Raw genomic sequence first — 22,198 nt, 5'->3', positions numbered from 1 at the left:
CTTAGTTATATGGAAAATTTAAAGCTCGAAGCCTCAGAAAGAAAAATTAATACTAAAGGAGATCTTAAGAAGTTAAGATTGGAAGGTTTTCTTCCTGGAATTTTATATGGTGATAAAGAAAAAAACTTACCTTTATCAGTTAAAAAAATATCTGTTAAAAAATTACTAGAAGCATCGAACTTTATGAGTTCAGTTATAGAAATAGACATTAACGGTTCAAAATACAAAGTATTACCGAAAGACATTAATTTTCATCCACTAAATAATGAACCAATCCATATTGACTTCCAAAAGATTAAAGCTGGAACAAAAGTAACAGTAAATATTCCTGTAAAATTTATTAATAATGAAAACTGCCCGGGATTAAAAATGGGCGGTGTTTTGAACATTGTAAGAAGAAAAATAGAATTAAGATGCGCTGCAGAAAATATACCGTCTGAAATCATCGTTGATCTGACTAATAGAGAAATGAATGAAAGTATTCACATATCCGCTGTAAAATTACCTGAGGGTGCAAAACCTATAATTAGTGATCGAGATTTTACTATAGCGACTATAGCCGCTCCTACAGTTGTTAAAGAGCCTGAACCAGCTGCTGCTGGAACAGAAGCTGCGGCCGCTGGTGATGCTGCTGCTCCTGCTGAAGGAGCCGCTCCTGCCGCTGGCGATGCTAAAGCAGCTGCTGACGCTAAGAAAGCTGGTGGCGATGCTGCGAAATCTCCTGATGCCGGCAAAAAACCTGCCGCTGCTCCTGCAGATAAAAAGAAATAACATTTAAATGTTATTATTTGCGGGGTTAGGAAATCCAGATCCAAAACATGCAAATAATAGACATAATGTAGGTTTTAAACTTATTGATTGTTTAAATAAAAATTTTGGCCTTTCAAAACAAAAACCAAAATTCAAAGGTCTATTAACTAACGGTCAAGTTCAAGATCAGAAAGTAATAGTAGTAAAACCTCTAACCTTTATGAATAATTCAGGAATGTGTATTCGAGAAATAACTGACTATCATCGAATTAAGACTAATAATATTTTTGTTTTTCATGATGACATGGATATTGAAATTGGAAAGATCAAAGCAAAAATAGGTGGTTCTAGTGGTGGTCATAATGGAATCAAATCTATAGATGACTCTATAGGGCCCGATTATAATAGAATTAGAATTGGTATTGGCCATCCTGGTGATAAAGAGTTAGTTGATAAACATGTTCTTAATGATTTCACTGAAGAAGAAAAAACAATAATTGATCAGGTTATTAAGAAAATCTTTAAAAATATAAACTTTCTTATAGAAAAAAAACTAGACGAGTTTACTATTAAGAGCAATCAGTAGTTCTGTATGAGTTTTAAATGTGGAATTGTAGGATTGCCTAATGTCGGTAAATCAACATTATTTAATGCGCTAACAAAATCTAAAAATGCGCAAGCTGCTAATTTTCCATTCTGCACGATTGAACCTAATGTTGGCGTAGTAACCGTACCTGATGAAAGATTATACAAACTTTCTAAAATTGCAAAATCTGAAAAAATTATTCCTACTTATATAACATTTGTAGATATAGCTGGCCTTGTAGCTGGAGCATCCAAGGGTGAGGGACTTGGAAATAAATTCCTAGCAAACATAAGAGAAGTAGATGCTGTTATTCATATGTTAAGATGTTTTGATTCAAGTGAAATTCAAAATGTTAATAAAACTGTAGACCCTATAAGAGATCTTGAAACTGTAGAAACAGAGATGATGATATCAGACCTTGAGTCTGTAGAAAAAAGACTTTCACAAAAGAAGAATAAAAATAACGAATTAAATAAAGATACTTTTGAAATCTTAGAAGATGTTTATGAAAATTTAAAAAAAGGGATAAGACCTGAAAACTTAGAGAAGAAATTTTATAAAAAATTAATTAAAAATTTAGGCATATTATCTACTAAACCAAGAATTCTAGTATGCAATGTTGACGAGAATAGCGTAAGCACAGGAAATTCTTACTCTAAAAATGTAAAAGAAACTTTTAAAGACGACACAGTAGTTATTGTGTCTGCAGAAATTGAACAGCAAATTACTGAATTACAAGATTCTGAAGCAACTCAATTTATGAAAGAAATAGGAATACAGGAATCTGGTTTAGATCAAATAATAAAAGCAGGATACAAAATATTAAACCTCAGCACATATTTTACTGTAGGCCCTAAAGAAACGCATGCATGGACTATTGAAAAAAAATGCAAAGCTCCTGATGCCGCTGAAGTAATTCATTCAGATTTTAAGAAGGGGTTTATTAGAGCAGAAGTTATCCCTTATGTGGACTACATTCAGTATAATGGTGAGTCTGGAGCTCGTGATAACGGAAAATTGAGAGTTGAAGGAAAAGAATATGAAGTTGCTGATGGAGATGTGTTACACTTTAGGTTTAATACGTAACCACACCTTTTGTTTAACTAAGTAAACAAGCACTGTCAAAATTAATAAATATATTGTTGTTTTAAATCCTATTCTATTTCTAGCTTCTAAATGAGGTTCTGCTGCCCAAGTTAAGAATGTAACAACATCTTTTGCCATTTGTTCTTCTGTGGCTTCGGTATCATCAGAGTATTTTACAGAATCTTTGTTTAATGGTTTTGGCATCTTAATTTTATTACCTGGCATATATTTATTATAATAAACGCCATCCTCAAGTTTGATGTCTTTTGGAGTTTTGTCATACCCAAGCAGAACAGAATAAACATAATCTGCTCCACCTGCTCTTGCTTTTATAAGAACCGACATATCTGGCGGGTATGCACCTCCATTTGCTGATCGAGCCGCTTTTTCATTTGCAAACGGCATTGAAAATTTATCTGATGGCTTTCCAGCTCTTTTGAACATATCTCCACTATCATTTGGACCGTCTAACACTTCTATTTTAGACGCCAAAGCTTTTACTTCTTCTTCTGTAAATTCAGGCCCCCCTTCTTCAGCCAAATTTCTATAGCTTAAAAGTTTCATTGAATGACACGAAGCGCAAACTTCTGCGTAGACTTGGTAGCCTCTTTGTAAAGATGCTCTATCGAATTTTCCAAAAATACCATCAAATGACCAATGTGGCTTTAAAAGCTTCACTTCTTTCTCAGAAGAAAAAACAGTTAAAGAGTAAGAAATAATTAATATAAAAAATAGAAACAATTTTAATGAAGATTTCATTTTGAACTAAAAAATTTTAAATGTTTTAATTTTTCCCTGTTTCTTCCAATCCTCATATTCATGGATGCTATTAGGCATAGGTAAACTGATTTCTGTTAAAGAAACCACCGGGGCTATAACTAAAAAAAATAAGAACCAATAAACTGTACCTATTCTACTTAATAAAACATAAATGCCTTCTGCTGGCATTCCTCCACAATACATAAGTAAAAAAAAATCCAAAACAAATAAGAAAATAAATTGTTTCCATATTGGCCTAAAAACTGAAGATCTAACTTTACTTAGATCTAGCCAAGGTAATAGACCTAGAACTGCAATGCTACTTACCATTGCAATAACTCCTAAAAGTTTGTCAGGAATACTTCGAAGGATTGCGTAGAACGGTAAAAAATACCACTCAGGAACAATATGAGCTGGAGTTATTAAAGGATTTGCAGGAATGTAATTGTCAGGATGGCCTAAATAATTAGGCGCAAACATCATTACTAAAACAAAAATTAATAAAAAAACTAGCATTGCAAAAAGATCTTTGCTTGTAGTAAACGGAGCAAAGCTTACTGTGTCTCTTGTATCGATTGGTTCAATGCCTGATGGATTATTTGAGCCAACAATATGTAATGCAATGACGTGAAAAATTACCACTCCAAGGATGCCAAAGGCTAAGAGCCAATGTAGTACATAAAAACGATTTAACGCTGCATCACCTACTGCATAATCACCCCACAACCAAGTTACAATAAACTTTCCAACTAAAGGTACGGCCGAAAATAAATTTGTAATCACCGTTGCTCCCCAATAACTCATTTGTCCCCAAGGCAAAGTATAACCAAGAAAAGCTGTGGCCATCATCAGAAAGAAAATTATTATCCCAATAAGCCACATTAATTGTCGAGGCTCTTTATATGATCCATAATATAACCCTCTAAAAATATGCATGTAAACAGCAATGAAGAAGAAGGAAGCAAAATTCATATGAGCATACCTAATTAGCCAACCATAATTTACATCTCTCATTATTTTTTCAACAGATACAAAGGCATCTTCAGCTGAAGGCTTGTAGTGCATTCCAAGAACTAAACCTGTGACAATTAAAAAAATTAAACAAATCATTAAAATTCCTCCAAGACTCCAGAAGTAACTTAAATTTTTTGGAACTTGAAAATCTAAATACTCATACTTGAACATTCTAATAATTGGCAGGCGATTATCTATCCAGCCAACAACACCTTTAAAAGGAGATCCTCCTACTTTATTTGTATGAACGGGTTTAATTTCGTTATTATCAGAATTAAAACCTTTATTGCTCATAATAAATTTTATCCCAGTTTAATTTTATTATCTCCAACAAATTCATAAGTTGGGACTTCTAAATTTGCTGGTGCTGGACCTTTTCTAATTCTTCCTGAGCTATCATAATGAGATCCATGACATGGGCAAAACCAGCCACCAAAATCACCTTTACCTGAAATTGGAACACATCCTAAGTGTGTGCAAACTCCAACTAAAACTAACCACTCTGGCTTCTTAACTCTTTTGCTATCAGCCTGAGGATCTTTTAATTCTTTAAGATCAACCTTTTCTGCTGTTGCAATCTCTTCTTTGGTTCTTTTTTTAATAAAGACAGGCTTGCCTCTCCATAAAACAGTTATCTCCTGCCCTTCTTTAATTTTTGATAAATCTACTTCAATAGATGCCAAAGCCTTAACTGAAGAATCTGGATTCATTTGGCTTACAACCGGCCAAACTACAGCGCCAACTCCAACGGCTCCAACGGTTGCTGTGGCTACTGTTAAAAAATCTCTTCTATTTTTTTTATCTGAATTATTATTATTTTCTGACATAATTATTTAGTTTAACTATTTCTAAACTATTTTCTTTTCCATAGCCAGAATGACGCATAAATAATAAGTTTTTAATATGATTAGTATTGCATTATTTCAGCCCGATATTCCTCAAAATACCGCTGCAACCATAAGATTGTGCGCATGTTTAAATACAACCTTAGAAATTATTGAGCCTTGTGGGTTTCAATTTGATGAAAAAAGACTCAAAAATATTTACATGGATTATTATACAAAATGTAAAATTATACGACATGACTCATTCGAAAATTTTATTAAAAGTAAAAAAAATAAAAGAATAATTCTCTTAACAACTAAAGCTAAAAAAAATTATTATAATTTTAATTTTAAAAAAGGTGACACGCTATTATTTGGAAGAGAAAGTGCTGGTCTTCCAGATTCCGTTCATAAAACGGCTGGGGAAAGACTAAAAATACCAATCTCTAAAAACACAAGATCTTTAAATATTGTAACTTCTATTTCTATTGTATTATCTGAGGCTCTCAGGCAAAATAATTATTATAATATTTGATTATGAATATCAGTTTAAAAGAAAAAAAAATTATTGCTAGAAATTGGTTTAAAGATTTAAGAGATTTTATTTGTAAAGAATATGAAGATATTGAATATAAAAAATCTAAAAAAAAAAATTTATTTAAAAGAACAAAATGGAAAGCGGGCGGACAATCTAAAGGTGGTGGCATATTCTCTCTGATGAATAATGGTTCTGTTTTTGAAAAGGTTGGGGTAAATATATCAACAGTATCTGGAAAATTGAGTAATGAATTTAAAAAAAAAATCCCTGGTGCTCTAAAGAATTCTAATTTTTGGGCCTCTGGAATATCTATTGTTGCTCATATGAAAAATCCCAAAGTTCCAGCATTTCATTTTAATACAAGATTTATAGTAACTTCTAAATCGTGGTTTGGTGGTGGCATGGATATGACACCCTGCATTAAAGACGTAAAACAAAAAAAATATTTTCATTCAAAAATTAAACAAATGTGTGACTTACATAATAAAAAATATTATTCGAATCATAAAAAAAATTGCGATAATTATTTTTATTTACCTCATAGAAAGGAACCTAGGGGCGACGGTGGGATATTTTTTGATTATCTTAATTCAAATAACTGGAATAAAGATTTTAATTATACAAAAAATGTTGGTTTAACTTTCTTAAAAGTTTCTTCAGACATAATAAAAAAAAAAATGTTTTTAAAATGGAATGACAAAGATAAGGAGAAGCAATTAATTAAAAGAGGACGATATGTGGAGTTTAACTTATTGTATGATCGAGGTACTAAATTTGGCTTAAACACTAATGGAAACATTGAAGCAATTTTTATGTCGCTTCCTCCACTTGCAAAATGGTAAAAAACTAAATGGAAAAAGAACCAATTACTCCACAAGGTCTGGAAAAAATTAAAGCCGAATTACAAGAAAGAATTTCTATTACTAGGCCTAAAATTGTTAGTGCTATTTCAGAGGCACGAGCTCATGGAGATTTAAAAGAAAATGCTGAATATCATGCAGCAAAAGAAGAGCAAGGACACAATGAAAGAAGAATTCAAGAAATCGAAACAACAATAGCAACTGCTAATGTTGTGGATGTTACAAAAATAAAAAATGACAACAAAGTAATATTTGGATCAACAGTTATTTTGGTAGATATGGAAAATAATGAGAAAAAAAAATATAAAATTGTTGGAAAAGATGAAGCTAATGCAAAAGAAGGTTTGTTATTTTATAAATCACCAATCGCATTAGAACTTGTTTCAAAACATACTGGTGATTTTATTGTTGTAAATACACCTGCTGGTGAGAAAAATTACGAAATTATTGAAGTTAAATATTTCTAATGTAAAAATTAGATTTTATCTAAATTTAATTTAAAATCATTGTTAATCCAAGAATTCTTTAAAGACTCTAATTTTTTACCAAGATCTTTTCCTTGCTTAAATCCTCTACGAATTAAAAAATCTCCTGATATAGGAAAAACAGAAACTATAAATTTTTTGATAAATAATTTATATTTTTTTAAATTTTTATAACTAATTTTTTTTGTTACAGAAAAAAAGAAATTTAAAAAATCTAGAGTTAATTCTTTTTTATAAAAATATATTTGCTGTTTAATTATCTTATCGTCGTAGGGTATATTTTTTAACAACTTAAATTGCATAGAAATAAAATTAAGGTAATTCTTCTCTTTATTAGATAATCTAAACTGCTTAGAAAAATAAAGATGCCGTTTATCATGTCCAACCAGCAAAATGGATAGTAACTGAAGATAATTTAATTTGAGTTTAAAAAGTTTTATTTTGCTTAATCTTTCAAAAAATCTTAACTGGTAAACCTTGCTAATAATCTTCTTAAAATAATCTTTTCTATTGATGCCCTCTAAGTTCTTAAGCTCTAAAATTTTTTTTAGCTCTATAAATAATCTTTCTGGGGAAATTAATCTTAAAAATTTAATATTCTTATTTAGAATGCTTAAAACTTTTTTATCTTTAATTTTAGTATCATATTCCAATGAAAATCTTATAAATCTCAAAATTCTTAGTTGGTCTTCTTTAATCCTTAAATTGGCATCTCCAATAAACTTAACCTTTTTACTTTTCAAATCCTTAATCCCATTTAATGGATCAAAAATATTTCCGAAGTTGTCACAATAAATTGCATTAATTGTAAAATCTCTTCTTAAAGAATCATTTAACCAATTACTTGTATATTTAATTTTGGTATGTCTACCGTCAGGGTTTATATCCTCTCTTAAAGATGTAATCTCGTATCTATAATTCTTAGAAAAAGTCGTAATAGACCCATATTTAATTCCTAAATCTAAAACTCTATAATTATTTTTTAATAAAATTTTTCTTACTTCTTGAGGTTTGTAGATAGTTGCCAAATCAATATCTGTGGTTAAGTTACCTTCCAAAGCTTTTCTAACGCAACCACCAACAAACTGCGTATGAGTTTTTGAACTAATTGGATTTAAAATAGAAATTAATTTTTTATTTTCTTTTGAAAATAAAAATGTTTTTTTCATTAAAAAATTAATACAACTCAATCTTGCCAGATAAATTATTACTCATATCTGATAGCGTTTTTAATAAAATTTTTTCTTTTCGAACATTTAGTGAAAAATATATATTATAATTTATCTCAAAACCAAATTGACTGTAGTATTCAAGTTCTCCAATTAAAATAATAAAGCTAATTTTTTTATCATTAACTAATTTGATGCTTTGGTTGACTAGTTCTTTTCCTATCCCCCTCCCTTTGAATTTTTGATCAACAATCAATGGTCCCAACATTAAACCTTCGTTATTTTCAATCTTACAATTAAAATATCTAATGCTGCCAATTATTTTCTGTCCTTTGCAATAAATCTTTGAATACTTTTGATTACATATAAGATTTTCTCTTAATCTGAAACTGGGTCTAGCGTATTTACCTGGTCCCAAAACATCTTCTTCAAGTAAAAATATTTTTTTATTATCTAATTTTTTTTCTTCTCTGATCACAGTAATTATTATTAGCTTGGCTGGGGCTCCAGGATTCGAACCTGGGATGGCGGGATCAAAACCCGCTGCCTTACCGCTTGGCTAAGCCCCAATTTTTATTTTAGAAATAAGGTTATATTATTTTTGCTTTCCTTATCCAATAACTTTTATAACGTCTTTTCAAAGCAAATATAGCTGAAGTTAACTGCATGTTGTTTTCAAAAATTGCATAACAGGCAGACCCACTACCTGTCATTCTTGCCACTCTGCAACCTTTTAATCTTTTAATAAAAGTTAGTACTTTTAATGACTTATTTTTTTTTTTAAATGCACTTTGTTCTAAATCATTACCTTTAAAATTAATAAACTTTAATAAATTATTTAGATTTAAAATATTATTTTTTAAGAAATTAATATCTAAATTTTTTTTATTAGAAAAATTCTTATTTAATAAATAAATTTGCTTTGTAGAATTAGAATAGTTTGGATAAATTAATAATAGATTAAATTTAGGTTTTTTTTTAAATTCTAAGATTGTATTATTAGCACCATAAAGAAGCTTAACATTTGTATTTAGAGACGGCTCTACATCGGAGCCTATTTTTTTACATATCGATGAAATGATATTTTTTTTTAAATTTAATTTAAGGCTTTTATTAAAAAAGGTCAGCAATGTAGCAACATCACTGGAGCCACCTCCAAATCCTGAACCGTGAGGTATATTTTTTATAATTTTTATTTTAAATTTATAATCAGAAAACTTAGGATATTTTTTTATAATAGATAATAATTTTAATATTGTATTATTATTATTATTTATGCCCTTAGAAAATCTTCCAGAAAAAGTGGTTTTATTTTTTTTTGCATTGGAAGATACATAAATATGATCATAAATATCACAGAAACAAAATAATGTTTCAATTTCATGATATTTATTTTTTAATTTCTTAATTACTTTTAAATATAAATTAACTTTAGCGTAAGCTTTAAGACTTGCGTTTATAACCTTCATCTAATCCAAAAATTATTTTTTTATTTATAGATTCCTTTAAATCTTTCTCAATGTATTTAAGCTTAACAGCATTTTGCCAAACATATCTAGCCTGAATTTCTTTTCCATTTACCCAGAGAACATCACCGTAATGATCATAAATTACGGCCTCCGTTGGATCTTTTTCATAAGCAATTTTTAAAGTTTCTTCGGATTTATCAAAATCATTTAATAAAAAATACGCCCATCCCAGAGAGTCTAAAATATAACCACGCCCCTTACTTAAGTTAACAGCTTCAATTAACATCTCTTTAGCTTTGTCTAAATTTATTTCTCTTTCCAGCCAACTGTATGCCAAGTAATTTAATACCTCGGGTTGTTTTGGAGCAATTTTTAGCGCTTCTAAAAAATTTTTCTCCGCTTCATTCCAGGATTTTGATCTTTCTTGGCTGATAGCTAAATTATAATAATAAATCCAATCAGTGTCCTTCTTATCTTTCTTAGATAAAATAGATTTTTCATATAACGGAATTGATTTAGAATAGTCGCTATTACTTCTTAAAAAATTTGCTAATTCAAAATATTTATCTGAAGTAAATAATTTTTGGTTCTTTAAATAATCCTCAAGTAAATTAATTTGTTTTTCTGATTTATAATTTGGAAAGAATTTCAATTTTGTTAAATTTGCATACCAAAAATACTCTTTTCCTAACTTTTCAATAATTTTAATTTCTTTCTCTGCCTGATAAAGATCCTCTAGTATAATTAAGTTTTCTATTTTTAAAACTTTATTAGACAAAAAGTCAGGGTTTAAATATTCACTAATATTTAAATAAAAATTAGATATCTGAACCTGCTCATAGTTTTGATAAAAATTAGCAAATAAATAAAATAATTCTGCCAATCCATGATTTATATCTTTTCTTTTATAGAACTGATTAATTTTTTGAAATTGATTATTATGAAAATCTATATAAAGCTGTTTAAATAATAAACTCTCAGAATCAACTTCTAAATTTTTATTTATAATTTCACTAACTCTTTCTTTATTATTTTTTTCTAAAAAATAATCTAGGTAAAAATAGTTATATCTCGCTAATTCTTTTGTACTGGATATTTCTCTAAAATATGATTCAATATTCTGCTGGTCGTCTAAATACAAACTAATTAAAATTTTTTGAGTTAACTCAATATTCTTAAAATCAGAGTTTGATTTCTTAATTTTTTCTCTAAATTTACCGACATTATTATTAGAGAACTCTCGCCATAAATCAAGATCCTGATAAAGCTCTGATAACAACGGATCGGATAAATCTTTTCTTACTAACGGAACATAATCTTTCAGATGCGAATACTTTTTATTTTTAAAATCATGAACAAACAAAACCAGATTAAAAGGATATAATGATTGGTAAGATTTATCTAATTTTTTAATAAAAATATAAGCTTCATCCAATTTTCCACTATTAACTAAGGTCTCAACATATTTAAAATTAAATTCTGAATGATAAAATCCCAAATCCTCAATATTTTGCAGGAAGTTATATGCTTTTTGTGAATTATTTTTTTGAAGATAAACGCTTCCAGACAAATAATTAGAAAAATAATTAGAGTTCTTAATTAAATTTTTTTTACCGTCTAGTATGTTAGCATTCAAATTTGAATAATTTGTTATAAAAGATAATAAAAGCGCTATATAAAAAACTGCTTTATTCATAAAAAATGACTAAAAAAAATCTAAGCAACAAAACTATAAACCTCCTAGAATACTATTCAACTTTAAATTTTATAAACCTCTTTGCTAACGATCTAACTAAATCAAAACAAAACTCTCTTAACAAAGAACAGCTAATTATTGAATTATTCAAAGATATTAACAATCAATTTGTCTTAAAAAAAAATAACCAATTCTTCTTTAAAGGAAATCCCAATTCTTCAATTATGATCTTGGGAGATTACCCGGATGAAAATGACATAAAGAATCAGGAAATTTTTTCTGAAGCTAAAGGAGAGCTTCTAACTAAAATGTTATCTGCAATATCACTAGATAAAGAAGAATATTATTTATCTAATATTTATTTTGATAAGGAAATTAATATAAAAAACAAATCTAATTTTTATAAAAATATTTTATTTAAACATATAAAGATTATTAAACCAAAATATATCTTATTATTAGGTGAGGTAGTTTATAATCTTTTTAATAATTCTAATAAAAAAATATTAGATTTACATGGAAAATGGGGTGAGATTATTATTGATAAATATAAATTTAATACATTTTCAACTTTTACTCCTGATCACTTGCTAAAATCACCTGATTATAAAAAATTAGCATGGGAAGACTTAAAAAAATTCAAAAATGAGATTTTTAAAAACTAATGAACATATTAAATGATTTTAAATTTGGTAAAAATATAATTGGAGTAGATGAAGTAGGAAGAGGATGTTTAGCTGGACCTGTTTTTGCAGCGGCAATTAAATTAGATGAAAAAAACTTTCCTTCTGGGATTAATGATTCAAAAAAACTTAGCAAATCTAAAAGGTTAGAAATATTTCAAGAGCTTATTAAGAAGTGCGAATATAGTATTGGAATATCTTCTGTAAGAGAAATTGAAAAATTAAATATTTTGCAATCTTCTTTGCTTGCAATGAATAGAGCTCTAGAAAAAATGAATATTAAAGATCATATAATTCTTGTTGATGGGAATTTTGCGCCTAAAAAGGACAAAAACATGAAAACAATTATTAAGGGTGATCAAAAATGCGTTTCTATAGCCGCGGCATCCATTATAGCTAAGGTTTCTAGAGATTTATTTATGGAAAAATTATCTTTAGAATTTCCAAATTATAATTGGGAAAATAACTGTGGTTACGGGACTAAAAAACACTTAGAAGCGATTAAAATATTCGGAATTACCGAGCATCATAGAAAAACTTTCGCACCTATACACAACCTATTGATAAATTAAAAAATAGAGCACAATCAATATACAGACACAGGTTGACTGAGGGAGTCTTCTAATATTATTTTCTCTCCACAGTTGTATGACAATAAATAGAGACATCATCATTCTTGGAGATTCATTAAAAGAATTAAAAAAAATACCTAACGAAACTTTTGACTGTATTTTTGCTGATCCGCCTTACAATCTGCAATTACAAAGCAACCTAGAAAGACCAGATCATTCAAAGGTAAAAGCAGTTGATGATGATTGGGATAAGTTTGACACTTTAAAACAATATGATGAGTTTTCAATTTCTTGGATTAACGAATGCAGAAGGGTTCTAAAACCCAATGGAACGATATGGATGATAGGTACCTATCACAATATTTTTAGATTAGGAAAAATAGTACAGGATAAGAATTTTTGGATTCTAAATGATATTATATGGAATAAAAAAAATCCTATGCCTAATTTCAAGGGCACAAGATTTACTAATGCGCATGAAACATTAATCTGGGCTGCTAAAAACAAAAACTCTAAATACACTTTTAATTATAAATCATTAAAATGCTTTAACGATGATAAACAGATGAGATCGAATTGGGATCTTGCACTTTGTACTGGAGGAGAGAGAATTAAAAATGAAGAAGGTAACAAAGTGCACTCAACTCAAAAACCTGAAAGCCTACTTTATAGAATTATTTTATCATCAACTAAAAAAGGTGATTTTATATTAGATCCATTCTTTGGTACTGGCACTACTGGAGCTGTTGCTAGAAAACTTGGAAGAAATTATTGCGGGATAGAAAGTAATAAACAATACTTCCAAACTGCCGAAGCAAGAATAAAAAAAGTAAAAAAAGTTGATGAAGATTTCTTAAAAACGATAGAAAATAAAAGAAATGAAAAACGAATACCTTTTGGTTATTTAATTGAAAGCGGAATAATAGAGCCAGGATTAAAACTTTTTGATGCAAAGAATAAAATCCAAGCTCATGTTATGGCTGATGGTAGTATTTTATACAAAGATATTTCTGGATCTATACATAGTGTTGGCGCTAAAGCTCAAGGAACAGAAAGCTGTAATGGTTGGTCATTTTGGCACATCAAAATGGAAAATAAATTATATCCACTAGATCATCTAAGAGAAAAAATTAGAAAAAATAACTAGAACTTCTCGGATTATAGTTAAAGATCCATCCAAACATATATTTTTTTAATAAAAAACTCTTTTCTAAAATCTTAAAAAATATAGCTCTAAGAAAGATAATTAAAAAATTACTTCCGTGAAATATAAAAACATTCAAATGTGATCTTAAAATTATCTTTCTAATCCTGCTATTACGTTTATTGAAATAAAATACCCCTAAATTATTAGTCACATTCTTAATAATTTGCTCATATAAAACATAAGCATCTTCTATAGCTAATGCTGCACCTTGCGCTTGAAAAGGCACCATCCCATGAGAAGAATCTCCGATAAAAATCTGATTATCTCTATAAAAAACTCTCTTTTTTAAAGAAAATATTGGCCAACGATAAACTTCCTGAACATTATCTAATATTTCTCTTAAAACTTTATTCTCTGAAAAAAATAGATTCCTAAATTCAGTTGTTGGAAATATATTAGAATAATTCGCATTTTCCTCATCAATATTTTTTTTATCAAAAGACTTATTAACTCCAGTAAAACTCAAATCATTTTGATTGTTTATAAAATAAGTAACTAAATGCTTGTTATTGGCCAACCATAAATTAATAGCATCATTTGCCGTGGGATATTGAGAGTAAAAGTTTTTAATTACGCCTCTAAATGCATAAAAGTTTGTATTTTTAATAATATTATTATCAGTTCTGGAGTTGGAAAATATTCCATCTGCAGAAATTAACAAATCACAATAATCCTCTGATCCATTGCTAAATTTGACCCTGATAATATTATGATCTTTAATTATTTGAGTAACTTTCTTATTATAAAAAATATCTTTCGGAGACAAAGATTTCTCTAAAAATTTTAATAAAACATTTCTATCGCAAGTTAGATAGGGGGTTTTGTCGTTTATTATATTCTGTAAACTAATTTTGCTTTCAAATTCAGGTAAAAAATTTTTATAACGCTGAGAATGAATATTTAAATAATTCATTCTGTGAAAACTATTATCAAAATAAAACTTTGAATCTAAAAAATCTAAAATTCTTACTGCATTGGGAGATAGCTGTATTCCAGTAGATTTTGATAAATTGTTCTCAAGTTTTTCATATACTATAAAATTATTAAAGTTATTTTTTTTTAAAAAATTAGCCAAAGTTAAACCGGCAATTCCACCTCCTAGAATAATAATTTTTTTAAACATAAGAAATTATTTTATTTTTTATCAAGAATATAAATTTTTTAGAAAAACTTGATAACAGTGAATTATCTATTTTATTAGAACTTATCCAGTAAAATTTATTATTATTTATTTTATTTATCTTTTTAAAGATAGCAATTTTAATTAGCATTTTAATATTTGAGATATTGTGCACGTAACTTTTATTAAAAATTCTTACTTGACCAGAAAAAGAAAAGTTTTTTTCTTGAAAAGACTTATCAAATAATTTTTTATTATATTCAATAAGAGGTAAATTTACAAAATCTTTTAATAATTTATTTTTATCTTTAAAAAATAAAATTTTGTTTTTATTAAAAGAAAATAATAAATAATATTTTTTTATATTAATTTTATTTTTCTTTAAAATTTTATAATCAAAATTATTTTTTTTAAATGCAATGCAATTACTGCTTAGAGGACAGATATCACATTTAGGATTTTTAGGAGTGCAAATTAAAGCGCCCATCTCCATTAATGCTTGAGCAAAATTAGAAAAATTTTTTTTAGGTCTAATTTCCTGTAATTTTAAAAAAATATTTTCTTTAAAATTTTTTTTATTTTTTTTATAACCAAATAATCTTGCGATAAATCTTTCAACATTTCCGTCTATTCCAACAAAGTCTTTATCAAATGCGATAGCCATAATTGCTGAAGCGGTATAGTCACCTATTCCAGGAAAACTTTTCAAGGTCTCGAAATTATTCGGAACTATTCCTTTATATTTCGATCGAATAATTTTAGCTGTAATTAGTAAATTTCTAGCTCTAGAATAATATCCTAGACCCTGCCACATCTTATAAACCTTTGACAATTTTGATTTTGATAATTTATTCAGATTAGGAAAAGTTTTTATAAATCTGTTAAAAAAAGGAATCACTGTTTTTACTTGAGTCTGCTGAAGCATAAATTCACTAACTATGACTTTATAAATTCTATCCTTAAACCCGCGATATCTTCGCCATGGCAAATCTCTTTGATGATTATCGTACCAAGCAAGAATTTTATTTGATAAAAGATTTTTCATGGTCGCTAATAAATTTACAAATAAATTGTTCTCTCAGGGTTTGCGTCCTTTACAAAGTTTATTACCAGAAAATGCCAAAAAAATACTAAAAAAAGAAGGCTTCTTACATTTTGAGATAATTAAAAATTGGAAAAATATTATTGGCGAAAAAATGTTTAAAGATGTTGCGCCTCTAAAAATAAAAAAAATTAATAACGAAAACATTCTTACAATAAATGTTAACAAGAGTGTAATGATGGAAATTGAATATTCCAGAGATCAAATTATTGAAAGGGTTAACAGTTATCTTGGTTTTAATGCAATTAATAAAATTCAAATCTTATCCAAGAACCACTCTATAGAAATAAAAAAAAAAAAAATATTATTAGATGAAAAAATTATTAAAAAAATTAATGAAATCAAAAACGAAAAGATTAAAGAAATTTTTCTAAACTTGAATAAATAAAGACTTATGACTTTATTAAAAAATAATTTAAAAAAAATTTTAATTGTATTTTTTTTAATTTTTACAAATTCTTATTCTTATGCGCAAAATACTGATGAAATATTTATTGGTAATGAAAATGCTAAAGTTAAAATTAAAATTTATAGCTCATACACATGTCCCCACTGTGCAAATTTCCATAAAATGGTGTACACAAAATTAATAAAAGAATATGCAAGCAAGGATTTAATAAAATTTACTTTTGTAGACTTTCCCCTTGATATTGCTGCATTAAATGCATCAAAAATTGTTAGATGCGGAACAAAAGAATCAAGTATCTTATTAATTGATGAAATTTATAAAAATCAAAGCATTTGGTCTGCTGGCGATAAAATACAGCAAATTAATAATAACTTATTTTTAATAGGTAATAAGTTTAACTTATCTAATGAAAAACTATCGAACTGTTTAAAGGATAAAAAACTGGAAGATAAAATACTAAACGACAGATTAGAGGGGCAAAAAAAATATTCCATCAATTCTACGCCGACTATTATTATTAATGAAAAAAAATATGAAGGAAACGCCTCTTTTGAAGACCTATCAAAAGAAATACTTAAAATACTGAAATGAAATTTAAAAAACTAGAAATAGTTGGTTTTAAATCTTTTGCGGACCGAACTCATTTGTTAATAGAAGACGGTCTTACCGGAATTGTAGGTCCTAACGGTTGCGGAAAATCTAATATTGTAGAATCTTTAAGATGGTGCATGGGGGAAACTTCAGCAAAAAGTCTAAGAGGTAGCGGAATGGAAGATGTTATATTTTCAGGAACCTCTGATCGTCCTTCAAAAAATATTGCTGAAGTAAATATTTTTTTGGAAAATAATGAAAACGTACCCCAATACAGGGATACTCCCGAAATTGAAGTAAAAAGAAGAATAGAAAAAGATAAAGGATCAAGCTACTACATTAACGGTAAAGAAGTCCGAGCAAGAGATGTTCAAATATTATTTGCAGATCTTTCAACTGGGGCACACTCGCCTTCAATGGTCAGCCAAGGAAAAGTTGGTTCGTTAATTACGGTAAAACCAACTGACAGAAGAGCAATTCTAGAAGAAGCCGCAGGTATTGGCGGTCTACATGCAAGAAGACATGAGGCCGAACTAAGATTAACAGCTGCAGAAAATAATCTTAAAAAAGCTGATGATATAATGAAGCAAATCGAAACTCAACTTAAGAATTTGCTAAAACAAGCAGAAGAAGCTTCTAGATATAAAACAATATCAAATGATATTAAAAAACACGAAGCCTTACTATCTTACTTAAAAATTCAAGAAATTAATAAAGAGCTAAAAGAAAGTCAGGATGCTTTAAATGAAATTGATGATGATATTAGCGCTGTCACTATTGAAAAGAATTATAGCAGTGAATTATTAGATTCTGAGAACAAAAGAATTAAGCCTCTAAGAAATGATTTTGCCGAGATTACAAGTAAATTACAGAGATTAAATCTTGAGTATGAAGAATTATTTAAACAAGAACAAAGAACCAAAGAAGAGGCTGAAAAGCTCAGAATTGATCTAAAAAATACTAATGATGATCAACAAAGTGAAAATATTAATATTAACAATGCAGGTTCTAACATTAAAAGATTAACGGAAGAAAAAAGTGAGATATTAGAATTCGAAAAAACTTATTATGAAATAGAAAATCAAAGCAACACTGATTTTAAAAAAATCTCAGAACAGTTAAATTATGAACAAAAAGAACTAGAAAATATTTCTGAAAAAATATTTGCTAATATTGGTGGATTAGAAAATAAAAGTGAAATTAATAATTATTTAAGTTCTGTTAAAAATTTTATCAATAATCAATCAAAAATATTAAATGACACTATTAATAATTTTGAAAATATAGAACCATATAAAGTTAAAGAAAATTTAAAAAATCTTCTTACTAGTTTTTCTGAAACGTCAAAAATTACTTATGATTTTGATAATTTAATAAAAAGAAATCTGGAAAGAGCTTCGTCTTTTAATAAAGAGGACATGCGTTCACAATTCACCGTAAAAACAATTTTACTTAAAGAGCTACAAGAAAAGTATGCAATATTCTTAAGTAAATACGAAACAATTAAAAATGATTCTATTAAACGAAAAGAGAGAATTAAAAGTATTGATACTGAAATTGATAACTGGCGTAATCTTGAACAAAATTCTAGAACTAAATCTGAAAATCTTAACTCAAGATTAAAAAACTTAGAGAAAGAAATTGTAAAAATTCAAATCAGACCCTCCGAGATCGGAGAACAAAAAGGTTTTTATCAAGAAAATATTAAAAACACTGACGAAGCTAAAAATAAAATTAATTCTGAAATTGAAGCGGCAGAAAATAAAATTTCTGAAATAAATAAATTATTGTCAGATATTAATGAAAAAGTTCTTATTGGAAGAGAGAAAAAAGCTCGTTTTGAAACTCTTATAGACAATCATAAATCAAAAGTTATTGAATTAGAAAATAAAGTTAGAGAAGATTTTAAATGCTCAATTGATGATCTTTTAAACGAAGAAGATAAGGCATCTATCGAAAAAACAAATTTAGATAAAATTGAAACTAAACTTAAACAGCTTAAAGATGAAAGAGATAATATGGGAGCGGTTAACCTAAGAGCTGACGATGAAACTAAAAATCTAGAAAACCAAATTACTAAAATGATGGAAGATAGAAAAGATCTTCTTGCTGGAATATTAAAATTAAAATCTAGTATTAATCAACTAAATCAAAAAGGCAGAGAAAAACTTATTGATGCTTACGATAAAGTCGGAAGAAAATTTAATGACGTATATACAAAATTATTTGGCGGTGGAAATGCTAGACTTGAACTTGTAGAATCTGACGATCCTTTAGAAGCTGGATTGGAACTTTTAGTGAGTCCTCCTGGAAAAAAATTACAATCAATAACTTTATTATCGGGTGGTGAACAAGCGCTTACGGCTATGGCTTTAATATTTGCCGTATTCTTAATTAATCCTGCACCCATTTGTATTTTAGACGAGGTAGACGCTCCATTGGATGATGCAAACGTCACAAGATTTTGCTCACTTATAGAGGAACTTACAAAAATTACTGAAACAAAATTTATAGTTATTACCCACCATGCTTTGACAATGTCGCGAATGAATAGACTGTATGGCGTTACAATGGCTGAGAGAGGTGTGAGCCAATTAGTTGCTGTAGATCTTGAAAAAGCAGAAGAATTAGTAGCATAAATAATTAATGTCAGAATTTGACGACCTAAAGAAAAAAATAGAACTCACTAAAAATAAATATAAATCTAGCCTACCCCAAAACAATAATAATATAATAGGAATGGCATTTAGGATTGGTATAGAGCTTGTTGCTGCAATTTTTGTCGCAACCTTTATTGGTTACTACCTAGACAAATGGTTAGGAACTAAGCCAATTTTTATAATAATTCTATTTATAGTTGGTGTTGCCGCAGGAATATTTAATGTTGTGAGATCTGCAAAAATGATTAATAAAGGCTAAGTTTATGGCAACTAATCCAATGCATCAGTTTGAGGTCCATAGAATAGGACCCTCTCTCTCCATTAGTGGAGTGGACGTATCCTTTACAAATTCAAGTCTATTTATGTTGATTAGTTCAATATTAATTATTACTTTTTTTATGATAGGAACAAGAAAAGTTAATATTGTTCCTGATAAAATTCAGTTACTCAATGAAATAGTTTTTAATTTTATAACTAAAATGATCAGTGATACTGCAGGACCAAAAGCAAAACCGTATTTTCCTTTCATTCTAACTATATTTTTATTTATTTTAACTTTAAACATGATTGGCTTATTGCCATATGCTTTTACTGTAACGAGTCAGATTATTATTACATTTTTTCTTGCAGTTGTAATTTTTATTGGGGTTACAATAGTTGGATTTGCAAAAAACGGTATCGGATTTCTAAAAATCTTTGCTCCTTCTGGAGTGCCTATTTTTTTATTTCCCATTATAGTTGCAATTGAAATTATTTCTTTTTTAAGTAGACCGATAAGTTTATCAGTTCGATTATTTGCAAATATGCTTGCTGGACACACAATGCTGAAAGTTTTTGGTGGTTTTGTTGTAAGCTTAGGTATTGTTGGAGGATGGCTACCTTTAAGCTTTTCTGTTGCTTTAACAGCTTTAGAAATATTAGTTGCCTTCTTACAAGCGTATGTTTTTGCAGTTTTATCGTGTATTTATTTAAATGATGCTTTAAATATGCATCACTAATAAAAAAATTAACAACTAACAAAAAAAAGGAGAAAAAAATGGAACTAGAAGCAGCAAAAATGATAGGAGCTGGATTGGCGGCGATAGCTTTGGCTGGAGTTGGAGTTGGAATGGGAACAATATTTGGAAGCTATTTGTCGGCAGCTATAAGAAATCCTTCGGCAGCTCAAAAGCAATTCCCAACTTTATTATTAGGATTTGCACTTACGGAAGCTATAGGATTATTCGCTCTAGTTATTGCTCTTTTAATACTTTTTGCATTTTAATTATTAAAGTTAATTTAATAATTCTCAAAAAATGAAGAATAAAAGTATAGCTATTATAACTTATCTGTTATTTTTTAATAAAATAGCAGCAGCTAGTGAAGGAATGCCTCAACTAAATCCTAAATTTTGGCTGTCTCAAATCTTATGGTTAACTGGAATTTTTATAATACTGTATTTTTTAGTTCAGAAATTTTTTAGTCCAAAAATATTTTCATTAATAGATGCTAGAGCAGATTATATTAAGTCGCTATTAAAAGAAGCTGAAATACACAAAAATCAAATTCAAAAATTAGAAAATGAATACAATCTAATTATTGTCGAAGCCAAAAATGAGTCAAAAAAGATTTCAGCAAATTTAAAGAGTGATTTTAACGAAAAAGTATCTTTGAAGAAAAAAGAATTTGAAGATATATTAAATTCCGAAACGAGAAAAGCAGAGCAAGAAATAGATGCTTTTAAAAAGCAAGCATTAGATAATATTCAAAATATAGCTGGAGATTTTTCTAAAGAATTAATAGAAAAAATAACTGGAACGACTCCTAATATTAGCAATCTAAATGCAGTAATTTTAGAAATATCTAATAAAGAAAAGGAATCTCAGCATGTTTGACGCAACATTCTGGGTAGCAATATCTTTTATAATTTTTTGCCTAATAATTATTTATAAAAAAATCCCTCAAGTAATTAGTAATTTATTAGATAATAAAATAAATGAGATTAAGTCTGAAATAGACAATGCTAAAAATTTAAAGTTAGAAAGTGAACAGCTATTAGAAAAATATAAGAATAAAATAGAAGAAGCTCATGCTGAAAGTAATCAAATTATAAATAATGAAAAAAAAGAAACTGAAATTTTCATTAAAGAATCTGAAAAAAAATTCGAACAATTAATAGATAATAAAAAAAGATCACTTGAACAAAAATTAGAGCAAATGAAGATTAAAGCAATTAAAGATATGCAGAGTATATCGAATAAGATTGCCATTGAAGCAGTTAAAAAAATAATCTCAGGTCAGGAAAATAGTGAAACAATAAAAACAATTAATCAAAAAAATCTGGGAAAAACTTTCGACCAATTAAAAGAAGCTAAATTATCTTAAGCTCTAGAGTGAGAACCATCGCAAAAAGGTTTCTTATTAGTTTTTTTGCAAGTACATAAAAAGTAAGATTTATTTTCTTCAACTATAAATTTCATTGGCTGTATATTTGTGCTCTTATGAGATCCATCACAAAAAACGCCATCTTTAGAAAGTCCGCAAGCACACCAATAATAATCTTTTCCTGTTTCTAGATTAATTTTTTTTGGATTTTTAATAATCTTTTCTTGCATATCGGTATAGCATAAATTGTATCT

Annotated in this window: 27 protein-coding genes and 1 tRNA gene; 17 read left to right on the top strand and 11 right to left on the bottom strand. The window is 28.1% G+C overall.

Annotated elements, in window-relative coordinates; translation table 11 throughout:
* Window positions 1–9 precede the first annotated feature (9 nt).
* The 3 genes from AC8IG9_RS02420 to ychF are packed head-to-tail and all read left to right on the top strand — an operon-like array spanning window position 10 to window position 2,422.
* Window positions 10–771 carry a 50S ribosomal protein L25/general stress protein Ctc gene (locus AC8IG9_RS02420; RefSeq protein ID WP_507425229.1) on the top strand — a complete coding sequence of 254 codons (762 nt, stop codon included), beginning with the start codon at window positions 10–12 and terminating at the stop codon, window positions 769–771.
* A gap of 7 nt (window positions 772–778) precedes the next feature.
* On the top strand, window positions 779–1,336 hold the full coding sequence (pth, locus tag AC8IG9_RS02415; protein WP_507425228.1) for an aminoacyl-tRNA hydrolase: 558 nt from the start codon (window positions 779–781) through the stop codon (window positions 1,334–1,336).
* Between the two features lie 6 nt (window positions 1,337–1,342).
* On the top strand, window positions 1,343–2,422 hold the full coding sequence (ychF, locus tag AC8IG9_RS02410) for a redox-regulated ATPase YchF (RefSeq protein ID WP_507425227.1): 1,080 nt from the start codon (window positions 1,343–1,345) through the stop codon (window positions 2,420–2,422).
* On the opposite strand, the gene AC8IG9_RS02405 is transcribed toward ychF, so the two are convergent.
* From AC8IG9_RS02405 to petA, 3 genes are read right to left on the bottom strand one after another with little or no spacing between them, the layout of a single operon-like run.
* Window positions 2,399–3,181, bottom strand: a complete 783-nt coding sequence (locus AC8IG9_RS02405; protein ID WP_507425226.1) for a cytochrome c1 — start codon at window positions 3,179–3,181, stop codon at window positions 2,399–2,401. The two genes, ychF and AC8IG9_RS02405, sit on opposite strands and share 24 nt — an antisense overlap.
* A gap of 6 nt (window positions 3,182–3,187) precedes the next feature.
* Entirely contained in the window at window positions 3,188–4,489 is a 1,302-nt protein-coding gene (locus AC8IG9_RS02400; RefSeq protein WP_507425225.1) for a cytochrome b, read from the bottom strand.
* An 8-nt stretch (window positions 4,490–4,497) separates the two neighbouring features.
* Window positions 4,498–5,022 (bottom strand): ubiquinol-cytochrome c reductase iron-sulfur subunit, encoded by a 525-nt coding sequence (petA, locus tag AC8IG9_RS02395; protein WP_507425224.1) that lies wholly within the window; start codon window positions 5,020–5,022, stop codon window positions 4,498–4,500.
* A 76-nt stretch (window positions 5,023–5,098) separates the two neighbouring features.
* On the opposite strand from petA, the gene AC8IG9_RS02390 reads away from it, so the two are divergent.
* Genes AC8IG9_RS02390 through greA form a run of 3 tightly spaced genes read left to right on the top strand, consistent with a single transcriptional unit; the run spans window position 5,099 to window position 6,884 of the window.
* Window positions 5,099–5,554: a tRNA (cytidine(34)-2'-O)-methyltransferase gene (locus AC8IG9_RS02390; RefSeq protein ID WP_507425223.1), complete on the top strand. Its 456-nt coding sequence runs from the start codon at window positions 5,099–5,101 to the stop codon at window positions 5,552–5,554.
* Window positions 5,555–5,556: 2 nt separating this feature from the next.
* Window positions 5,557–6,399 carry an oxygen-dependent coproporphyrinogen oxidase gene (gene hemF, locus AC8IG9_RS02385; protein ID WP_507425222.1) on the top strand — a complete coding sequence of 281 codons (843 nt, stop codon included), beginning with the start codon at window positions 5,557–5,559 and terminating at the stop codon, window positions 6,397–6,399.
* A gap of 8 nt (window positions 6,400–6,407) precedes the next feature.
* Complete coding sequence (gene greA, locus AC8IG9_RS02380; RefSeq protein ID WP_507425221.1) at window positions 6,408–6,884, top strand: transcription elongation factor GreA; 477 nt, start codon at window positions 6,408–6,410, stop codon at window positions 6,882–6,884.
* A gap of 8 nt (window positions 6,885–6,892) precedes the next feature.
* On the opposite strand, the gene AC8IG9_RS02375 is transcribed toward greA, so the two are convergent.
* The 5 genes from AC8IG9_RS02375 to AC8IG9_RS02355 form a co-directional block, all read right to left on the bottom strand.
* Window positions 6,893–8,071, bottom strand: coding sequence for a tRNA nucleotidyltransferase/poly(A) polymerase family protein (locus AC8IG9_RS02375; RefSeq protein WP_507425220.1), 1,179 nt, complete (start codon window positions 8,069–8,071; stop codon window positions 6,893–6,895).
* 7 nt (window positions 8,072–8,078) lie between these two features.
* Window positions 8,079–8,549, bottom strand: coding sequence for a GNAT family N-acetyltransferase (locus AC8IG9_RS02370; protein WP_507425219.1), 471 nt, complete (start codon window positions 8,547–8,549; stop codon window positions 8,079–8,081).
* Between the two features lie 17 nt (window positions 8,550–8,566).
* A tRNA-Gln gene (locus tag AC8IG9_RS02365) sits at window positions 8,567–8,640 on the bottom strand.
* A gap of 21 nt (window positions 8,641–8,661) precedes the next feature.
* Complete coding sequence (locus AC8IG9_RS02360; RefSeq protein ID WP_507425218.1) at window positions 8,662–9,540, bottom strand: GHMP family kinase ATP-binding protein; 879 nt, start codon at window positions 9,538–9,540, stop codon at window positions 8,662–8,664.
* Window positions 9,515–11,236 (bottom strand): tetratricopeptide repeat protein, encoded by a 1,722-nt coding sequence (locus AC8IG9_RS02355; RefSeq protein ID WP_507425217.1) that lies wholly within the window; start codon window positions 11,234–11,236, stop codon window positions 9,515–9,517. Before AC8IG9_RS02355 ends, AC8IG9_RS02360 begins: the two co-directional genes overlap by 26 nt.
* 5 nt (window positions 11,237–11,241) lie before the next feature.
* Here AC8IG9_RS02355 and AC8IG9_RS02350 point away from each other — a divergent pair, with 5 nt between their 5' ends.
* The 3 genes from AC8IG9_RS02350 (at window position 11,242) to AC8IG9_RS02340 (ending at window position 13,638) form a co-directional block, all read left to right on the top strand.
* Complete coding sequence (locus tag AC8IG9_RS02350) at window positions 11,242–11,901, top strand: uracil-DNA glycosylase (protein ID WP_507425216.1); 660 nt, start codon at window positions 11,242–11,244, stop codon at window positions 11,899–11,901.
* Window positions 11,901–12,491: a ribonuclease HII gene (gene rnhB / locus AC8IG9_RS02345; RefSeq protein ID WP_507425215.1), complete on the top strand. Its 591-nt coding sequence runs from the start codon at window positions 11,901–11,903 to the stop codon at window positions 12,489–12,491. Before AC8IG9_RS02350 ends, rnhB begins: the two co-directional genes overlap by 1 nt.
* A 76-nt stretch (window positions 12,492–12,567) precedes the next feature.
* Window positions 12,568–13,638 (top strand): site-specific DNA-methyltransferase, encoded by a 1,071-nt coding sequence (locus tag AC8IG9_RS02340; RefSeq protein ID WP_507425214.1) that lies wholly within the window; start codon window positions 12,568–12,570, stop codon window positions 13,636–13,638.
* Here AC8IG9_RS02340 and AC8IG9_RS02335 read toward each other — a convergent pair.
* A complete protein-coding gene (locus AC8IG9_RS02335) occupies window positions 13,622–14,821 on the bottom strand; it encodes an FAD-dependent monooxygenase (RefSeq protein WP_507425213.1) in 1,200 nt (399 codons plus the stop codon). The two genes, AC8IG9_RS02340 and AC8IG9_RS02335, sit on opposite strands and share 17 nt — an antisense overlap.
* Complete coding sequence (locus AC8IG9_RS02330) at window positions 14,814–15,863, bottom strand: A/G-specific adenine glycosylase (protein ID WP_507425212.1); 1,050 nt, start codon at window positions 15,861–15,863, stop codon at window positions 14,814–14,816. Before AC8IG9_RS02330 ends, AC8IG9_RS02335 begins: the two co-directional genes overlap by 8 nt.
* On the opposite strand from AC8IG9_RS02330, the gene AC8IG9_RS02325 reads away from it, so the two are divergent.
* From AC8IG9_RS02325 to AC8IG9_RS02290, 8 genes are read left to right on the top strand one after another with little or no spacing between them, the layout of a single operon-like run.
* Complete coding sequence (locus tag AC8IG9_RS02325; protein WP_507425211.1) at window positions 15,862–16,308, top strand: DciA family protein; 447 nt, start codon at window positions 15,862–15,864, stop codon at window positions 16,306–16,308. The two genes, AC8IG9_RS02330 and AC8IG9_RS02325, sit on opposite strands and share 2 nt — an antisense overlap.
* A gap of 6 nt (window positions 16,309–16,314) precedes the next feature.
* Window positions 16,315–16,920 (top strand): thioredoxin domain-containing protein, encoded by a 606-nt coding sequence (locus AC8IG9_RS02320; RefSeq protein WP_507425210.1) that lies wholly within the window; start codon window positions 16,315–16,317, stop codon window positions 16,918–16,920.
* Complete coding sequence (locus AC8IG9_RS02315) at window positions 16,917–19,559, top strand: chromosome segregation SMC family protein (RefSeq protein WP_507425209.1); 2,643 nt, start codon at window positions 16,917–16,919, stop codon at window positions 19,557–19,559. Before AC8IG9_RS02320 ends, AC8IG9_RS02315 begins: the two co-directional genes overlap by 4 nt.
* A 7-nt stretch (window positions 19,560–19,566) precedes the next feature.
* On the top strand, window positions 19,567–19,839 hold the full coding sequence (locus AC8IG9_RS02310) for an AtpZ/AtpI family protein (protein ID WP_507425208.1): 273 nt from the start codon (window positions 19,567–19,569) through the stop codon (window positions 19,837–19,839).
* A gap of 4 nt (window positions 19,840–19,843) precedes the next feature.
* A complete protein-coding gene (locus tag AC8IG9_RS02305) occupies window positions 19,844–20,578 on the top strand; it encodes a F0F1 ATP synthase subunit A (RefSeq protein ID WP_507425207.1) in 735 nt (244 codons plus the stop codon).
* 38 nt (window positions 20,579–20,616) lie between these two features.
* Complete coding sequence (locus tag AC8IG9_RS02300; RefSeq protein WP_017971632.1) at window positions 20,617–20,844, top strand: F0F1 ATP synthase subunit C; 228 nt, start codon at window positions 20,617–20,619, stop codon at window positions 20,842–20,844.
* Between the two features lie 31 nt (window positions 20,845–20,875).
* Window positions 20,876–21,454, top strand: coding sequence for a F0F1 ATP synthase subunit B (locus AC8IG9_RS02295; protein ID WP_507425206.1), 579 nt, complete (start codon window positions 20,876–20,878; stop codon window positions 21,452–21,454).
* Window positions 21,447–21,944: a F0F1 ATP synthase subunit B family protein gene (locus AC8IG9_RS02290; RefSeq protein ID WP_507425205.1), complete on the top strand. Its 498-nt coding sequence runs from the start codon at window positions 21,447–21,449 to the stop codon at window positions 21,942–21,944. The genes AC8IG9_RS02295 and AC8IG9_RS02290 overlap by 8 nt, the downstream gene beginning before the upstream one ends.
* Here AC8IG9_RS02290 and AC8IG9_RS02285 read toward each other — a convergent pair.
* Window positions 21,941–22,174, bottom strand: coding sequence for a CDGSH iron-sulfur domain-containing protein (locus tag AC8IG9_RS02285; protein ID WP_507425204.1), 234 nt, complete (start codon window positions 22,172–22,174; stop codon window positions 21,941–21,943). The two genes, AC8IG9_RS02290 and AC8IG9_RS02285, sit on opposite strands and share 4 nt — an antisense overlap.
* Window positions 22,175–22,198: the final 24 nt, after the last annotated feature.

Source organism: Candidatus Allofontibacter sp., from assembly GCF_040404065.1.
Taxonomy (GTDB): domain Bacteria; phylum Pseudomonadota; class Alphaproteobacteria; order Pelagibacterales; family Pelagibacteraceae; genus Fontibacterium.
The sequence above is the reverse complement of the archived record's forward strand: the minus strand, read 5'-3'. Positions and strand labels throughout refer to the sequence as shown.

What these genes read in the sequence shown, in the direction of transcription:
- AC8IG9_RS02290 (WP_507425205.1), top strand. Translation starts at nt 21,447, where the DNA reads ATGTTTGACGCAACATTCTGGGTAGCAATATCTTTTATAATTTTTTGC.
- AC8IG9_RS02310 (WP_507425208.1), top strand. Translation starts at nt 19,567, where the DNA reads ATGTCAGAATTTGACGACCTAAAGAAAAAAATAGAACTCACTAAAAAT.
- AC8IG9_RS02390 (WP_507425223.1), top strand. Translation starts at nt 5,099, where the DNA reads ATGATTAGTATTGCATTATTTCAGCCCGATATTCCTCAAAATACCGCT.
- AC8IG9_RS02305 (WP_507425207.1), top strand. Translation starts at nt 19,844, where the DNA reads ATGGCAACTAATCCAATGCATCAGTTTGAGGTCCATAGAATAGGACCC.
- greA (WP_507425221.1), top strand. Translation starts at nt 6,408, where the DNA reads ATGGAAAAAGAACCAATTACTCCACAAGGTCTGGAAAAAATTAAAGCC.
- ychF (WP_507425227.1), top strand. Translation starts at nt 1,343, where the DNA reads ATGAGTTTTAAATGTGGAATTGTAGGATTGCCTAATGTCGGTAAATCA.
- rnhB (WP_507425215.1), top strand. Translation starts at nt 11,901, where the DNA reads ATGAACATATTAAATGATTTTAAATTTGGTAAAAATATAATTGGAGTA.
- AC8IG9_RS02420 (WP_507425229.1), top strand. Translation starts at nt 10, where the DNA reads ATGGAAAATTTAAAGCTCGAAGCCTCAGAAAGAAAAATTAATACTAAA.
- AC8IG9_RS02340 (WP_507425214.1), top strand. Translation starts at nt 12,568, where the DNA reads ATGACAATAAATAGAGACATCATCATTCTTGGAGATTCATTAAAAGAA.
- AC8IG9_RS02335 (WP_507425213.1), bottom strand. Translation starts at nt 14,821, where the DNA reads ATGTTTAAAAAAATTATTATTCTAGGAGGTGGAATTGCCGGTTTAACT.
- AC8IG9_RS02325 (WP_507425211.1), top strand. Translation starts at nt 15,862, where the DNA reads ATGGTCGCTAATAAATTTACAAATAAATTGTTCTCTCAGGGTTTGCGT.
- petA (WP_507425224.1), bottom strand. Translation starts at nt 5,022, where the DNA reads ATGTCAGAAAATAATAATAATTCAGATAAAAAAAATAGAAGAGATTTT.
- AC8IG9_RS02295 (WP_507425206.1), top strand. Translation starts at nt 20,876, where the DNA reads ATGAAGAATAAAAGTATAGCTATTATAACTTATCTGTTATTTTTTAAT.
- AC8IG9_RS02320 (WP_507425210.1), top strand. Translation starts at nt 16,315, where the DNA reads ATGACTTTATTAAAAAATAATTTAAAAAAAATTTTAATTGTATTTTTT.
- AC8IG9_RS02400 (WP_507425225.1), bottom strand. Translation starts at nt 4,489, where the DNA reads ATGAGCAATAAAGGTTTTAATTCTGATAATAACGAAATTAAACCCGTT.
- AC8IG9_RS02375 (WP_507425220.1), bottom strand. Translation starts at nt 8,071, where the DNA reads ATGAAAAAAACATTTTTATTTTCAAAAGAAAATAAAAAATTAATTTCT.
- AC8IG9_RS02405 (WP_507425226.1), bottom strand. Translation starts at nt 3,181, where the DNA reads ATGAAATCTTCATTAAAATTGTTTCTATTTTTTATATTAATTATTTCT.
- pth (WP_507425228.1), top strand. Translation starts at nt 779, where the DNA reads ATGTTATTATTTGCGGGGTTAGGAAATCCAGATCCAAAACATGCAAAT.
- AC8IG9_RS02360 (WP_507425218.1), bottom strand. Translation starts at nt 9,540, where the DNA reads ATGAAGGTTATAAACGCAAGTCTTAAAGCTTACGCTAAAGTTAATTTA.
- AC8IG9_RS02300 (WP_017971632.1), top strand. Translation starts at nt 20,617, where the DNA reads ATGGAACTAGAAGCAGCAAAAATGATAGGAGCTGGATTGGCGGCGATA.
- AC8IG9_RS02355 (WP_507425217.1), bottom strand. Translation starts at nt 11,236, where the DNA reads ATGAATAAAGCAGTTTTTTATATAGCGCTTTTATTATCTTTTATAACA.
- AC8IG9_RS02350 (WP_507425216.1), top strand. Translation starts at nt 11,242, where the DNA reads ATGACTAAAAAAAATCTAAGCAACAAAACTATAAACCTCCTAGAATAC.
- AC8IG9_RS02285 (WP_507425204.1), bottom strand. Translation starts at nt 22,174, where the DNA reads ATGCAAGAAAAGATTATTAAAAATCCAAAAAAAATTAATCTAGAAACA.
- hemF (WP_507425222.1), top strand. Translation starts at nt 5,557, where the DNA reads ATGAATATCAGTTTAAAAGAAAAAAAAATTATTGCTAGAAATTGGTTT.
- AC8IG9_RS02315 (WP_507425209.1), top strand. Translation starts at nt 16,917, where the DNA reads ATGAAATTTAAAAAACTAGAAATAGTTGGTTTTAAATCTTTTGCGGAC.
- AC8IG9_RS02330 (WP_507425212.1), bottom strand. Translation starts at nt 15,863, where the DNA reads ATGAAAAATCTTTTATCAAATAAAATTCTTGCTTGGTACGATAATCAT.